General features: G+C 55.2%; 18 protein-coding genes. All 18 read left to right on the top strand.

Annotated features, from left to right (window positions below):
* Positions 1 to 22 precede the first annotated feature (22 nt).
* Positions 23 to 1,075 (top strand): stage III sporulation protein AA, encoded by a 1,053-nt coding sequence (spoIIIAA, locus tag AB1S56_RS11070; protein WP_340867783.1) that lies wholly within the window; start codon positions 23 to 25, stop codon positions 1,073 to 1,075.
* Positions 1,072 to 1,587 carry a stage III sporulation protein SpoIIIAB gene (gene spoIIIAB / locus AB1S56_RS11075; RefSeq protein ID WP_340867782.1) on the top strand — a complete coding sequence of 172 codons (516 nt, stop codon included), beginning with the start codon at positions 1,072 to 1,074 and terminating at the stop codon, positions 1,585 to 1,587. Before spoIIIAA ends, spoIIIAB begins: the two co-directional genes overlap by 4 nt.
* A gap of 15 nt (positions 1,588 to 1,602) precedes the next feature.
* Positions 1,603 to 1,806, top strand: a complete 204-nt coding sequence (spoIIIAC, locus tag AB1S56_RS11080) for a stage III sporulation protein AC (protein ID WP_119799452.1) — start codon at positions 1,603 to 1,605, stop codon at positions 1,804 to 1,806.
* Between the two features lie 9 nt (positions 1,807 to 1,815).
* Positions 1,816 to 2,220 (top strand): stage III sporulation protein AD, encoded by a 405-nt coding sequence (gene spoIIIAD / locus AB1S56_RS11085; protein ID WP_340867779.1) that lies wholly within the window; start codon positions 1,816 to 1,818, stop codon positions 2,218 to 2,220.
* Entirely contained in the window at positions 2,217 to 3,440 is a 1,224-nt protein-coding gene (gene spoIIIAE, locus AB1S56_RS11090; RefSeq protein ID WP_340867777.1) for a stage III sporulation protein AE, read from the top strand. The genes spoIIIAD and spoIIIAE overlap by 4 nt, the downstream gene beginning before the upstream one ends.
* A gap of 121 nt (positions 3,441 to 3,561) precedes the next feature.
* On the top strand, positions 3,562 to 4,293 hold the full coding sequence (gene spoIIIAF, locus AB1S56_RS11095; protein WP_340867775.1) for a stage III sporulation protein AF: 732 nt from the start codon (positions 3,562 to 3,564) through the stop codon (positions 4,291 to 4,293).
* Positions 4,294 to 4,314: 21 nt separating this feature from the next.
* Positions 4,315 to 4,944, top strand: coding sequence for a stage III sporulation protein AG (gene spoIIIAG, locus AB1S56_RS11100; RefSeq protein WP_340867774.1), 630 nt, complete (start codon positions 4,315 to 4,317; stop codon positions 4,942 to 4,944).
* Between the two features lie 39 nt (positions 4,945 to 4,983).
* Entirely contained in the window at positions 4,984 to 5,601 is a 618-nt protein-coding gene (locus AB1S56_RS11105; protein ID WP_340867773.1) for a SpoIIIAH-like family protein, read from the top strand.
* A gap of 174 nt (positions 5,602 to 5,775) precedes the next feature.
* Positions 5,776 to 6,273, top strand: coding sequence for an acetyl-CoA carboxylase biotin carboxyl carrier protein (accB, locus tag AB1S56_RS11110; protein WP_340867771.1), 498 nt, complete (start codon positions 5,776 to 5,778; stop codon positions 6,271 to 6,273).
* Between the two features lie 44 nt (positions 6,274 to 6,317).
* The gene (gene accC, locus AB1S56_RS11115) at positions 6,318 to 7,691 is read left to right on the top strand and encodes an acetyl-CoA carboxylase biotin carboxylase subunit (protein WP_340867770.1); all 1,374 of its coding nucleotides are present in this window, start codon (positions 6,318 to 6,320) and stop codon (positions 7,689 to 7,691) included.
* Between the two features lie 117 nt (positions 7,692 to 7,808).
* Positions 7,809 to 8,216 (top strand): Asp23/Gls24 family envelope stress response protein, encoded by a 408-nt coding sequence (locus AB1S56_RS11120; protein ID WP_340867769.1) that lies wholly within the window; start codon positions 7,809 to 7,811, stop codon positions 8,214 to 8,216.
* Between the two features lie 102 nt (positions 8,217 to 8,318).
* On the top strand, positions 8,319 to 8,873 hold the full coding sequence (gene amaP, locus AB1S56_RS11125; protein ID WP_340868014.1) for an alkaline shock response membrane anchor protein AmaP: 555 nt from the start codon (positions 8,319 to 8,321) through the stop codon (positions 8,871 to 8,873).
* 14 nt (positions 8,874 to 8,887) lie between these two features.
* Positions 8,888 to 9,118 carry a DUF2273 domain-containing protein gene (locus AB1S56_RS11130; protein WP_340867768.1) on the top strand — a complete coding sequence of 77 codons (231 nt, stop codon included), beginning with the start codon at positions 8,888 to 8,890 and terminating at the stop codon, positions 9,116 to 9,118.
* Positions 9,119 to 9,230: 112 nt separating this feature from the next.
* Positions 9,231 to 9,674, top strand: coding sequence for a transcription antitermination factor NusB (gene nusB / locus AB1S56_RS11135; protein WP_340867766.1), 444 nt, complete (start codon positions 9,231 to 9,233; stop codon positions 9,672 to 9,674).
* Positions 9,675 to 9,720: 46 nt separating this feature from the next.
* Positions 9,721 to 10,581 (top strand): bifunctional methylenetetrahydrofolate dehydrogenase/methenyltetrahydrofolate cyclohydrolase FolD, encoded by an 861-nt coding sequence (gene folD, locus AB1S56_RS11140; RefSeq protein WP_340867764.1) that lies wholly within the window; start codon positions 9,721 to 9,723, stop codon positions 10,579 to 10,581.
* 8 nt (positions 10,582 to 10,589) lie between these two features.
* Positions 10,590 to 11,966: an exodeoxyribonuclease VII large subunit gene (gene xseA / locus AB1S56_RS11145; RefSeq protein WP_340867763.1), complete on the top strand. Its 1,377-nt coding sequence runs from the start codon at positions 10,590 to 10,592 to the stop codon at positions 11,964 to 11,966.
* The gene (gene xseB, locus AB1S56_RS11150; RefSeq protein WP_340867762.1) at positions 11,944 to 12,198 is read left to right on the top strand and encodes an exodeoxyribonuclease VII small subunit; all 255 of its coding nucleotides are present in this window, start codon (positions 11,944 to 11,946) and stop codon (positions 12,196 to 12,198) included. The genes xseA and xseB overlap by 23 nt, the downstream gene beginning before the upstream one ends.
* A 2-nt stretch (positions 12,199 to 12,200) precedes the next feature.
* Complete coding sequence (locus tag AB1S56_RS11155; RefSeq protein WP_340867761.1) at positions 12,201 to 13,115, top strand: polyprenyl synthetase family protein; 915 nt, start codon at positions 12,201 to 12,203, stop codon at positions 13,113 to 13,115.
* The last annotated feature ends 8 nt before the right edge of the window (positions 13,116 to 13,123 follow it).

Genomic DNA, 13,123 nt, shown 5'->3' on the forward strand with positions numbered 1-13,123 from the left:
CAAACGTCGGGGGTGAGGATAAATGTTGTCCCATGTTTCCCATTTGCTGCCGCTGGAGCTGAAGAGGCTGCTGGAGGATCTGCCTGCGGAGGTTAAAGGGTCACTGGAGGAAATACGCATACGAGAGAACCGTCCCCTGGAAATCGCGTACCGGGGCGGCTTCCGATTTATCGCGCCGGACGGGAGCTTGAAGCTGCACGCCGAAGGGGCGGTCAGGCCTACACCGGAGCAATGCCGCAAGCTGCTGGAGCGCATTACCAACTATTCCTTATACGCAATGGAGGAGGAGCTCCGAAGAGGCTATATTACCGTATCCGGCGGCCATCGAATTGGACTGGCCGGCCGGACGATATTGGACGGCGGCATGGTCAGGGGCATCCGCGATATTGGCGGCTTCAACATTCGAATCGCGCGCGAGGTCATCGGAGCCGCCTCCCATCTGCTGCCGAAGCTTATGGACTCCGGCAAAGGCACCATCGGCTCCACACTCATTCTTGCACCGCCGCAGCAGGGGAAGACGACGCTTGTGCGGGATGTCGCACGATCGCTCAGCTACGGCTGCTCAGGCGTGCTGGAGCCGTTCTCGTTTCTGGGCAAGAAGGTTGGCATTGTAGATGAGCGTTCCGAGATTGCCGCATGCGTCCGAGGCATCCCGACCTTCGATATCGGTCCGCGAACGGATGTAATGGATGCCTGTCCCAAGGCGGAGGGCATGATGATGCTTCTGCGGTCCATGTCGCCTGAGGTGCTGATCGCGGATGAAATCGGCAGGCCGGAGGACGCGGACGCCATACGTGAAGCGAGCCATGCGGGAGTAAGCGTGGTGGCGACCGCTCACGCGTACGATGTGCAGGACGCCAAGGGTCGTCCCGAGCTGGCGAAGCTGATTGAGAGCGGGACGTTTACTCATCTGGTTGAGCTGAGACGAACGGCGGACGGCATCATGCATCGCATTACGAATGCGGGAGGCGTCTTGTCATCCCAGCCATCCGGGGCAAAGGGAAGAGATCAGCCGCAAGGCTTCGGATTGCTTGGCCTCACAGCCGCGGCGCGAAGCCGGGCGGGAGAGCCATGAAGCTGCTGGGAGCGATGCTTATCCTGATAGCGGGGACGCTGATTGGCTTCCAGCAGGCGGCCCGGTTCGCGGATCGGCCCAAGCAGATCAGGATGCTTGTGCACGCGCTGCAGCGGCTGGAGACGGAGATCGGCTATGGCCATACGCCATTGCCGGAAGCGCTGGAGCGTACGGCCCATGCCACTGAGGAACCGGTTGCGGCCATGCTGAACGAGACGGCGCTATTGCTAGCGCAGGCGGAAGGCTTGACCTTCCAGCAGTGCTGGGAGAAAGCGATCAAGCTTCGCTGGAAGGAAACCTCGCTACGGCCCAGCGAGCAGGGCGTGCTGCTTAGGCTCGGCTCAACGCTTGGCATTAGCGACAAGGAGGATCAGATGAAGCATCTGCGATTGGCAGTCATGCAGCTGCAGGCAGAAGAAGAGACGGCAAGAGACGATCAAAGGCGATATGAGAAGATGTGGAAGAGTCTCGGAGCATTACTCGCTGTGCTGATCATCATTTTGATGGTGTAAGAGGGTGCGCTACTTATGAATATGGATGTCAGCGCCATCTTTCAAATCGCTGGAATCGGCATCATTATCGCAATGATTCATTCCGTTCTGAAGCAGATGGGGAAGGAAGATATGGCGCATTGGGTAACGGTTATCGGCTTTGTAGTGGTGTTGTTTATGGTTGTTCGGCTGCTTAATGACTTGTTCCAGGAAATCAAAACGATCTTTCTCTTCCAGTAGGTGAGCGCGGTGGAAATCATTCAAATCGTCGGTCTCGGCCTTATGGCAACCGTGCTTATCCTTGTTGTCAAAGAGCAGAAGCCGATGTTCGCTTTTCTTCTGGCGGCATTTACGGGCTTATTCATATTCCTGTATGTCATTGGCCAAATCGAGGCTGTTATCGCGGTGCTGGAGGATCTGGCGAACAGAGCGGGCATTCCTTCCATCTATCTGCAGACGGTGCTCAAAATAATCGGCATCGCCTACATTGCCGAATTCGGCGCGCAGATCGTCAGGGATGCGGGGCAGGAGAGCATCGCCTCCAAAATCGAATTTGCCGGCAAAGTGTTTATTCTGGTGATGGCGATACCGATCATTAACGTCATCGTGGAAACAGTCATCGGGCTGCTGCCTTCGGGAGGAGGCGGAGCATGAGGGCGCTGAGCCGTGGACCAGACCGCTTTTCCAAGGCCAGGCTGTATCTGTTTCTCTGGATTTGCTTCGCCATATACACCATCTCGCCAGTGAATGCCGGGGAGACGAATGCGCCGGAAGCTGGCGTGCAGGTCGAGAAGATGATGGAGGAGCAGGCGGAGCTGGCCGGCATGGAGCCTGTCGAAAGCTACTGGAATCAGCTGCGCGATGAATACGGCGGGTTTTTCCCGGATCGGCAAATGCCGGGCTTTAAGGACATGCTGATGCCGGGCGGCGGCTTCAAAATGGCGGATGTGCTGGAGGGGCTGCTCCGCTATCTCCTGCACGAGATTTTGTACAATGGCAAGCTGCTTGTGACGATCGTTATGCTGTCGGTATTCAGCATGGTTCTGGAGACGCTGCAGAACGCGTTCGAGCGCAATACGATCAGCAAGGTCGCTCACTCCATCACATTTATGGTGCTTGTTATTATCGCTGTCAACAGCTTTCATGTTGCGATTGGCTACGCCAGAGAAGCGATCGAGGACATGATGACCTTTATGCTGGCCATGGTGCCGCTCCTGCTGACGCTGCTGGCTTCCATGGGCAATTTGGTAACAGTGTCCGTGCTGCATCCGCTCATTATATTTATGATCCACGTGGTTGGCACCGCCATTTATACGGTTGTATTCCCGCTGCTGTTCTTCTCTGCGGTGCTTCATATCGCAAGCTCGCTGACGGACAAGTTCAAGGTGACGCAGCTGGCCAACCTGCTCCGCACGATCGCGGTGGGAACGCTTGGCGTTCTCCTCACCATATTCTTAGGGGTCATATCCGTTCAGGGAGCGACGGGGGCGGTAACGGATGGCATCACGCTGCGCACGGCAAAATTCGTCACAGGAAACTTCGTTCCTGTAGTTGGGCGGATGTTCTCGGACGCGGCGGATACAGTCATATCGGCATCGCTGCTGGCCAAAAACGCGATTGGACTGGCCGGCGTCATCATCTTGTTGTTCCTATGCGCCTTTCCCGCGCTGAAAATATTGACGCTGGCGCTCATCTACAATCTGTCTGCGGCAGTCATGCAGCCGCTGGGCGATTCGCCGATCGTATCGTGCCTGCAGACGATCGGGAAAACGATGATCTATGTATTCGCCGCTCTGGCAGCCGTCAGCCTCATGTTTTTCCTGGCGGTTACCATTATATTGACGGCGGGCAACGCGGCCCTCATGGTGCGTTGATGGCTTACGAAGTGAGTTTTCCTTTGGAAAACTCTGAGTCCATGCTTACGAAGTAAGTTTTGCTCCGGTTGCTTACGAAGTGAGTTTTCCTTCGGAAAACTCTGTAGGAGGTGAGTTGAATGTGATCGGTTGGTTGAGCGACTGGCTGAGGGATATTATAGCCGTTATCCTGCTTGCGGTGCTGGTGGAGCTGCTGCTCCCGAACAAGGCAATGCAGCGATATGCGAGGCTGGTGGTTGGCCTGTTCATCCTGCTGACCATTCTCTCGCCTCTGCTGAGGCTGCTGCAGGAGGATATCGGCGATCGATTGGAGGCCGGCATGCAGCTGTGGGATGAGCGGACGGTCCGTCAGGAGATTAAGATGCCAAGCCTGGAGGAGATCCAGCAGCGAGCGGAAGCGATTCAGGCGGATCGCATCGAGGAAGCTGGCAGAATGACTGCCGCCGCCCTGGAGCAGTCCATGGAGCGGGCGATCGAGCAGGAGACGGGGGCAGTCGTAGATGCGGTCCAGGTCCAATTACGGTGGGACGAGGTGCGAGGCGGCGAAAAAATGCCGGTAATCGAGAGCGTGTCGGTTACGCTGGAGGCAGCTCCCCCGCAGACCTTCGGAGCACAGGAGGAGCGGCGGGCGGAGGTCGAGGCGATCGCTCCAGTCGATATTCAAGTGCGAGCCGGATCAGAAGCTGAGCAGAAGGAGCCAATGCCTGCTGGCAGCGGGGGGAAGCGGATTTATGTAGAGGCGGGCGGCGGATTATCCAGTGAGGTACAGGGTCTGCTGGCCAGAAACTGGGGAGTGAAGCCAGGCCAGACTACCATTCGAATAGCGGCAAGCGACGAGGCTGCCGGCAGCTGATCAGAGAGAGGGGGCTTATCAATGGCGAAATGGCTGGACGGGCTGGAATCGGCCTTAGGCGGAGGGCCTGGCGGTCCCAAGCGGATCAGGACGCTGAGGCTGCTGCTTCTCGTCGGCGGAATCGGAGCGGCGCTGATGCTCATCAATTCCTTCCTGCCTTACAAGGAGATCGACACGCCGGCCCAAGACCCTAATCCCCCTCCCGGCGCCGAGCAGGCATGGAGTCAATCCACGTCGCCGAGCTCGCCGTTTGAGGCAATCGAGGGGAAGCTGGAGTCGAGGCTTAAGGATATTTTGGAGAAAATTGTGGGCGTGGGCGGCGTTGACGTGATGGTGACTGTAGAATCCACTGAGGAAATCGTGGTGGAGAAGGAGAAGTCGGAATCGCAATCCATTACCGACGAGAACGATCGGAACGGGGGGGTGAGGCATATTACCTCCATCAGCAAAGATGGCAAGGTCGTCTTGTACGAGGTGTCCGGGGACCAGAAGCCGATTATAACCAAAACGCTCAATCCCCGAATCAGAGGGGTCATCATCGTCGCCGAAGGCTCGGAGAACGCGACGGTGAGACAATTGATCATCCAGGCGGTGGAACGTGGTCTCAGCGTATCGACGAACCGCATTTCCGTTATTCCGAGCAAGCAATAATAAGGGCTTTACTAAACCATTTATTAGGAGGAAATAATAATGAATACGAAAAGACAAACGATTTGGCTTGTATCGATGCTTAGTCTGATGGTCGTTCTCTCCGCTTATTATTTGTTCACACAGGATCTGGACGATGTCGATAAGCTGTCTGGCAGCAATCAGCCCAGCTCGAATGTAACGGAGGTAGTGGGAGGCAGCGGCGAGGTTGTGCCGAGCGAGGTTGTTCAGGCTGGCGACCAAAGCGCGGACGGAATGACGGAGGAGGAAATTCTGAAGGAAATCGAGCGTCAAGGCCTAGCAGAGAGCGGTCTGTTCAGTGAATTGATGGCCAAACGCGACCAGCAGAACGAGGATGAGCTGAATCGCTTGCTGGCGCAGGTGACCAATCTGGACAACGATGCAGAGGAATCGGCCGCCGCGATGGCCGGCGTGGATCAGCTTGAAGAGAAAAACGCGAAAATCATGGAGCTGGAGGCAGCGCTCAAGGAGCAATACAATATGGCGGTAATCTCCCAGGAGGACGACCGTTACAAAGTGATTGTAACGAGCCAAAGCCTGGAGAAAAAGGATGCTGCCCATATTATCGATCAAATCATGACGGCAATGGAGGTCGGCGCGCATCAGGTTTCGGTGCAGTACGTGCCGGAAGCGCGCTAAGTCGGGTTAAGTCTTGAGTGGGAAGCTCCGTCTGTCTCCGGTCGATGCCGGAGAGACGGAGTTTTTCCGGCTTGCGGGGAGGAGTTCCAAGACTTGCGCAAAAAATGATTCGTGTTCACGCCTATTTATGGTATAATACAAAACGTTATGTGACGAAGAGGAGTGATTACGTTCATGTTCAAGTTGAGCGAGATTAAAGAGTTGGTCAAGCTAATCGACCAGACATCCGTTCAGGAGCTCGAAATTGAAAACGAAGGCGCACGCCTGCATATCCGCAAACCCGTTAAAACCGAAGTGGTGAATGTGCAAGCGGCTCCAATTACGCATACATATTCGCAACCCCCTGTTGCAGCGGTTGTGCAGCAGGCTGCAGCGCCGGCCGTACAGGCCGCTGCTCCGGAAGCGGTTCCGACCAAAGCTCCTGCAGCCGATCTGCATCAAATCGTATCTCCGATGGTGGGCACATTCTACAGCGCGCCGTCCCCGGACGCTTCGAATTTCGTGAAGGTCGGAGACCGTGTGCAGGAGAAATCCGTTGTATGTATCCTCGAAGCGATGAAACTGATGAACGAGCTGGAAGCCGAAGTAAGCGGAGAGATCGTCGAAATTTTGGTAACCAACGGTCAATTGGTTGAATACGGACAGCCGCTCTTCCTTGTGAAAGCGGACTAACGCAACCGCCCGCTGGGGCAATTGTCTTCGAAAGGGGTCCCTACGTGAAATTCCAAAAAATATTAATCGCTAACCGCGGGGAAATCGCAGTTCGGATTATTCGCGCATGCCGTGAGCTGGGAATCAGTACGGTTGCGGTGTATTCCGAGGCGGATCGCGATTCTCTGCATGTCCGCCTTGCGGACGAGGCCTATTGCATCGGGCCGACGCTGTCGAAGGACAGCTACTTGAATTTAACCAATATTATGAGCGTTGCCACACTTACAGAGTGCGACGCCATTCATCCAGGCTATGGCTTCCTGTCCGAGAACGCGGACTTCGCCGAAATTTGCGAGTCTTGCAACATAACGTTCATTGGACCATCTCCTGACGCGATCAGCAAGATGGGCGATAAGGCGGTTGCGAAGCTGACGATGAAATCCGCCAACGTGCCTATTATTCCAGGCTCCGACGGCCTCATCGAAAGCATGGACGAAGCGATTATGGTCGCCCGCGATATCGGATATCCCGTTATTATTAAGGCGACTGCAGGCGGAGGCGGCAAAGGCATCCGTATCGCGGAGGACGAGGAATCGCTGATCAGCCAGATTACAACCGCCCAGCAGGAAGCGCAGAAGGCGTTCGGCAACGCGGGCGTGTATCTGGAGAAATATTTGACGGGCATGAAGCACGTCGAAATTCAGATCATGGCTGACAAGCATGGCAATGCGGTGCATCTGTTCGAGCGTGACTGCTCCGTGCAGCGCAGACGCCAGAAGCTTGTTGAGGAAGCGCCGTGCCCGGTTTTGTCGCCGGAGCTTCGGGAGCAAATGGGGCAGGCGGCCGTTCGCGCGGCGCTGGCCGTTCAATATTCAGGAGCCGGCACATTGGAGTTTTTGCTTGGACCGGACGGCAAGTTTTATTTTATGGAGATGAATACGCGCATACAGGTTGAGCATCCCGTTACCGAGATGATCACGAATGTAGACCTGATCAAGGAAATGATCAGCGTAGCAGAGGGTAATCCGCTGTCGTTCCGCCAAGAGGATCTGCGCATTAATGGCTGGTCGATCGAATGCCGAATTAACGCTGAGGATTCTGAGCGGAATTTTATGCCGTCGGCTGGACACATTCCGTTTTATTTGCCGCCGGGCGGCGCGGGTGTTCGCGTAGACAGCGCGGTATACCCTGGCTATACCATATCTCCACATTATGATTCCATGATCGCGAAGCTCATTGTATGGGGAGCAACACGCGAGGAGGCCATTGCGCGCATGAAGCGGGCATTGTCCGAATTCGCAATTGAGGGCATTCGTACGACGATTCCATTCCATATGAAGCTTCTGAACCATCCCAAGTTCGTGAAGGGCGATTTCGACATTAAATTTCTGGAGGAGCATGACATTAACGCTCCGACCGCTGCAAGAAGCGCGGAATAAAACAAGCGTGCTTGGTTTGTCATATTTCGGGCTGAATGTTATAGTATAGAGATAAGATGCGGAACAGGGCTTGGCAAGAGCCGAGCTCACGCGAAATTAGGGAGGTGTACTGCGAACATGAGTACGATAGCTGCGGAGTATGAGAAAACAGAAATCGGTACGATTCAGATTGCACCTGAAGTCATCGAAGTGATTGCCGGTCTCGCGACTGTTGAGGTGAAGGGCGTTGCTGGAATGAGCGGCGGTTTTGCCGGCGGGATCGCAGAGCTGCTGGGCCGCAAAAACCTGTCCAAAGGCGTGAAGGTGGAGGTCGGACAGCGTGAAGCTGCTGTTGACGTATCCGTCATCATCGAATACGGGAATAAGATTCCTGGGATCGCTGCCGAGGTTCAACAGAATGTGAAGCGCTCCATCGAAATGATGACAGGCCTTCATGTTGTGGAAGTGAACGTTCATATCCATGACGTGCATTTCAAGCAAGCGGAGCGTCTGGAAGAGGAAGACGCCCAACATCGGGTGAAATAATACAATAAGCACAATTTGAATTTAGTACAACCCCCTCGTGATTGGGCATGCCGCTCGGCGCAAGGGGGTTTTATTCAGCCTTCGGGAGGTATGCTTACGTTGATGAGAGTTGTGGACAAGCTGCTGCTGTTTCTATACAGCATCGTGATCGGCGTGATCTCCGTTATCCTCGTATGCCTAGGCTTTAACTGGCTCCGAATCGAAATGGCGGCGGATGCCCTGCGAGAGATATATCAGAGGGATGCCGTCTCCATCACAGTTGGTGTGATTGGCATAGTGCTGTTCCTGATGAGCCTGCGCTTCTTCTATGTGTCGTTGGCTCGCGGCGCGGCGAACTCGCAATCGATTGACCAGAGGACAGAGTTCGGAGATATACGCATTTCTATGGAAACGATTGAAAACCTGGCTTTGAAGGCGGCAGCCAAAGGCAAGGGCATCAAGGATCTGCGCGCGCGGGTTCGCGCTTCAGACGAGGGACTCGAAATTATTCTTCGCGCCGTAATTGATGGAGAGCATGCCATTCCGGCTTTGACGGAGGAAATTCAACGGGTTGTCAAAACCCATATTGAGGATATTACGGGCATTCCGGTGATGAACGTTGCCGTGTTTGTCGCCAATGTTATTCAGACGAACACGATCAAGAGCCGCGTGGAATAGAGGTGGTGGACTAGATGTGGAGGGAGATCTGGAACACGTATTGGAAACGGCTGATCGGCGTAGCCGCTGGTCTGTTGGCCGCAATCGTCTATTTGGCGTTTGGATTCTGGGACATGATGTTTGTAGCGCTTCTTGTGTTCCTCGGTTATTGGTTTGGCAAGCAGAAAGAGCTTTCGGATGGCCCCGTTATCCCTTGGCAGCGGATTTGGTACGCGCTGCTGGAGCGGTTCCGGCCATACCGGTAATGCTGTGGTCTCCTCCGTACTCCGGATTTCGGACAGCCGCTATTCGGGGCAGGGAGGAGATCATAGTTTTTTTCTGATCAAAATATTGGGCAAGAACGGATGTGGAGGACACATGAAACGGAGATTGGCAAGAGAAATTGCAGTATCGAGTCTATATCAGATGGAAATGAACGAGGTGTCAGCTGCCGAAGCGGTAGACATGCTGATGGACGAGCTTCGCCAGGATAATGAAATCGGCGCGGATCCCAAGGAGATTGGGAGCACAGACGAGTTCGCGAGAGAGCTTGTGTTCGGAGTGCTGGAGCGCAAGCAGGCGATTGATGGCATGCTTCAACAATTTCTGACGGGCTGGCAGGTGGACCGGCTGTCGCGTGTTGATCGTCAGGTGCTCAGACTGGCCTGCTATGAAATCGTATTCCGGGATGATGTGCCGCCGAAGGCTGCCATTAACGAAGCGATTGAGCTGGCGAAGCATTTCGGCACAGAGGAATCCGGGAAGTTCGTCAATGGGGTGCTGGGCAAGCTGCTGCAAGAAGTGGACGAGCTGAAATCGTAAAGGCACAGGATTGGGATTCATATAGACAAAGGAGACGGGGAAACAGATGAGCGCATCCATTATCGAAGGTAAAAAAATATCGGACCTCATTCGCGTTGAGCTGAAGGATGAGGTTGTCGCGCTGCGGGAACGCCAAGTCGTGCCAGGACTGGCTGTTATACTTGTGGGGGAGGACCCGGCATCCAAGGTGTATGTGGGCTCCAAAGAGAAGGCATGTCAGCAGCTGGGCATCTACTCGGAGGTGCATCGTCTCCCTGGGGATACATCCGAAGCGGATTTGCTGGAGCTGATTGCGAAGCTTAACGGACAGGGAAGCATTAACGGCATTCTTGTTCAGCTGCCGCTTCCGGAGCATATTAACGAAAAAGCGGTTATTGACGCTATTAGCGTAGAGAAGGATGTGGACGGGTTCCATCCGGAGAGCGTGGGCAATCTGACAATCGGCGACGACAGCCTGCTGCCATGTACGCCGGCTGGCGTTATTGAGCTGATTAAGCGAAGCGGTGTAGCTATTGCCGGCAAACACGCCGTTGTTATCGGAAGAAGCAACATTGTAGGGAAGCCAGTCGCGATGCTTCTGCTTCGCGAGAACGCTACGGTTACGATCTGTCATTCCAGAACGGCGAACATGGAGGAGCTGGCGAAGCAGGCCGATATATTGGTTGTCGCCATTGGCAAAGCCAAAGCGATTGACAGCAAATATGTGAAGCCGGGTGCGGTTGTTATCGACGTCGGCATTAACCGTCTGCCAGACGGCAAGCTGGCTGGCGATGTTGATTATGAGGATTGCTTGGAAACGGCAGGCTATATTACACCGGTGCCGGGCGGGGTTGGACCCATGACGATTACAATGCTGCTTCAGAATACGGTTGCTGCAGCGAAGAGGGCTCACGGAATCGAGGTGTAGATCCCGGAATGTCGAATCAGCCGAAAATTTATTCCATTAAGGAATTGAACAAATATATTCGAATGAAGCTGGAATCCGACGCCGTGCTGGGAGACGTATGGCTGCGCGGCGAAATATCCAACTTCACGCATCACTCCAGCGGACATATGTATTTCACGCTGAAGGACAGCGACTCCCGACTGAAATGCGTCATGTTCGCCTCTCACAATGCACGGCTTCCCTTCATGCCGAAGGAAGGGACCAAGGTTATCGCAAGAGGGAATATATCCGTATTTGAGCGGGATGGCAATTATCAGTTTTACGTGATGGCGATGCAGCCCGACGGGATTGGCAGCCTCTATCTGGCATTCGAGCAGCTTAAGCGCAAGCTGGAGGAGGAAGGGCTGTTCGCGGCGTCGCGCAAGCGCGCCTTGCCGTCTTACCCTGGGGCGATTGGCGTCATTACATCGCCTACCGGGGCAGCGGTAAGGGATATCGTGACAACGCTTCAGCGCCGATATCCTCTTATTCCGGTATATATTTATCCAGCGGTTGTGCAAGGCAAAGGAGCCGCTCCGTCCATTGTAGGCGCAATCGAGGCGATGAACCGCTTCGCGGCCTGCGATGTGCTCATTGTCGGCCGCGGCGGCGGCTCGCTGGAGGAGCTTTGGGCGTTCAATGAGGAGACGGTCGCTAGAGCGATTGCTGCCTCCGATATTCCTATTATCAGCGCCGTGGGCCATGAAACGGATTATACGATCGCGGATTTTGTTGCGGACCTCCGGGCGGCCACGCCGACAGCGGCCGCTGAGCTTGCTGTACCGCATGTTGGGGAGCTGAAGCAGCAAGGGGAACGGCTGAAGCAGAGACTGTACGCAGCGGTGAGAACGCAGGCGCAAGCTGAGAAGGAGCGTCTAACGCGGCTCAAGCGTTCGCCGTTTTTCCTGCAGCCTAAACGTTATATGCTTGATCAGGCTCAGCGCCTGGACCGGCTTAGCGAGCAGCTTCACGTTCGGCTGCGGGGTACGGCCTCTCGTGAAAGCGCTCGTCTAGCTCGGCTGGAGACGAGGCTGTCAGGGCATCACCCTGGCGAAGCCGTTCAGTTCGCGGCGAAGCGGCTGCGCAGCGCGACGCGGGGACTCGAGGTGGCTTCGGGCGCCTTGCTTAAGGAGCATAAGCTGCGTCTTCATGCTGTTATGGGACAGCTTGACGCGTTAAGTCCGCTGAAAGTGATGGCTAGAGGGTATGGACTGGTATATGCCTCTGCGGACGGGGAGCTCATCAAGTCTGTGCAATCCGCCGGCATTGGCCAGCAGTTGACGGTGAAGCTGTCAGATGGTCAGCTTCATTGCAGCGTACATTCAATTGAAGGAGGAAGCGGCGATGAAACCGGATCAGCTCAATGAGCTTAGCTTCGAGGAAGCGATGCAGCGACTTGAAGGCATCGTGGCAAAGCTGGAGAATGGAGACGTGCCACTGGAGACGGCGATTGATTTGTTCCAGGAGGGAATGCAGCTTTCGCGTCTGTGCGGAGGCAAGCTGGAGCAGGTTGAAAGCAAAATCGAGCTGCTGATGGAAACCGAAAACGGCTTCCAGAAAAAACCGTTTGTTGCGGCAAACGAGGATAAAGGGGAATAACTTTGGACGTTGGCGTTGGCATTCGCGAATATTTGAAGACATGTGCAGAAGCGACGGAAACGGCGCTGAAATCCTCAATTCCAGCTCAATGGGACGTGCCCTCCGCGTTGCGGGAAGCAATGTTGTATTCGCTGGAAGCCGGTGGCAAGCGGATACGTCCCGCGCTTGTGCTTACCGCCGCCCAGGCGGTGAAGGGAGCCCCGCAGTCATGGGAGGCGGCGCTGCCTGTCGCGTGCGCGGTGGAATATATACATACTTATTCTCTCATTCATGATGATCTGCCCGCCATGGACGATGATGATTACCGGCGCGGCAAGCTGACAAACCATAAGGTGTTCGGAGAAGCGATGGCGATACTGGCGGGCGACGCGCTGCTTACACACGCGTTCCGTCTCATACCGCAAGCAGCCCGGGTTCACGGGGTCTCAGCCGATACCGCACTGGCCATTGTGGAGGAGCTGTCGACTTACGCCGGAGCTTCAGGCATGGTTGGCGGTCAGGCGGCCGACATGCTGGGCGAGCAAGGCATTACGACAGTAGAGCAGCTGGAGTATATCCATCTTCATAAAACAAGCGATCTCATTGTGTTTTCCGTGAAGGCGGGGGCTCGAATTGGCGGAGCGACAGATAGACAGCTGGAGCTCCTTGCTCTGTATGCCCGCAATATCGGACTGGCCTTCCAGATTCAGGACGATATTCTGGATCTCATCGGAGACGAAGCGAAGCTTGGGAAGCGGGTGAACAGTGATGTTGCCCAGGAGAAGGTCACTTATCCCTACTTGATCGGTCTGGATGCCAGCAAGGCTGCGGTGGCCCGTCTGACGAATGAAGCCAAGGATGCCATTGCGGAAGCAGGACTTGCCGAGCCGCATCGGCTTGGACAGATTGCCGATTACTTGGTGCAACGCGACCATTGATCCTCGCG

Source organism: Paenibacillus sp. PL2-23 (assembly GCF_040834005.1).
Lineage (GTDB): Bacteria > Bacillota > Bacilli > Paenibacillales > Paenibacillaceae > Pristimantibacillus.

Bases quoted from the DNA above. Each gene is read 5' to 3' on its own strand.
- AB1S56_RS11105 (WP_340867773.1), top strand. From the start codon at position 4,984: ATGAATACGAAAAGACAAACGATTTGGCTTGTATCGATGCTTAGTCTG.
- spoIIIAB (WP_340867782.1), top strand. From the start codon at position 1,072: ATGAAGCTGCTGGGAGCGATGCTTATCCTGATAGCGGGGACGCTGATT.
- nusB (WP_340867766.1), top strand. From the start codon at position 9,231: ATGAAACGGAGATTGGCAAGAGAAATTGCAGTATCGAGTCTATATCAG.
- xseB (WP_340867762.1), top strand. From the start codon at position 11,944: ATGAAACCGGATCAGCTCAATGAGCTTAGCTTCGAGGAAGCGATGCAG.
- AB1S56_RS11130 (WP_340867768.1), top strand. From the start codon at position 8,888: ATGTGGAGGGAGATCTGGAACACGTATTGGAAACGGCTGATCGGCGTA.
- spoIIIAE (WP_340867777.1), top strand. From the start codon at position 2,217: ATGAGGGCGCTGAGCCGTGGACCAGACCGCTTTTCCAAGGCCAGGCTG.
- spoIIIAA (WP_340867783.1), top strand. From the start codon at position 23: ATGTTGTCCCATGTTTCCCATTTGCTGCCGCTGGAGCTGAAGAGGCTG.
- amaP (WP_340868014.1), top strand. From the start codon at position 8,319: ATGAGAGTTGTGGACAAGCTGCTGCTGTTTCTATACAGCATCGTGATC.
- spoIIIAC (WP_119799452.1), top strand. From the start codon at position 1,603: ATGAATATGGATGTCAGCGCCATCTTTCAAATCGCTGGAATCGGCATC.
- xseA (WP_340867763.1), top strand. From the start codon at position 10,590: ATGTCGAATCAGCCGAAAATTTATTCCATTAAGGAATTGAACAAATAT.
- accB (WP_340867771.1), top strand. From the start codon at position 5,776: ATGTTCAAGTTGAGCGAGATTAAAGAGTTGGTCAAGCTAATCGACCAG.
- spoIIIAG (WP_340867774.1), top strand. From the start codon at position 4,315: ATGGCGAAATGGCTGGACGGGCTGGAATCGGCCTTAGGCGGAGGGCCT.
- AB1S56_RS11120 (WP_340867769.1), top strand. From the start codon at position 7,809: ATGAGTACGATAGCTGCGGAGTATGAGAAAACAGAAATCGGTACGATT.
- folD (WP_340867764.1), top strand. From the start codon at position 9,721: ATGAGCGCATCCATTATCGAAGGTAAAAAAATATCGGACCTCATTCGC.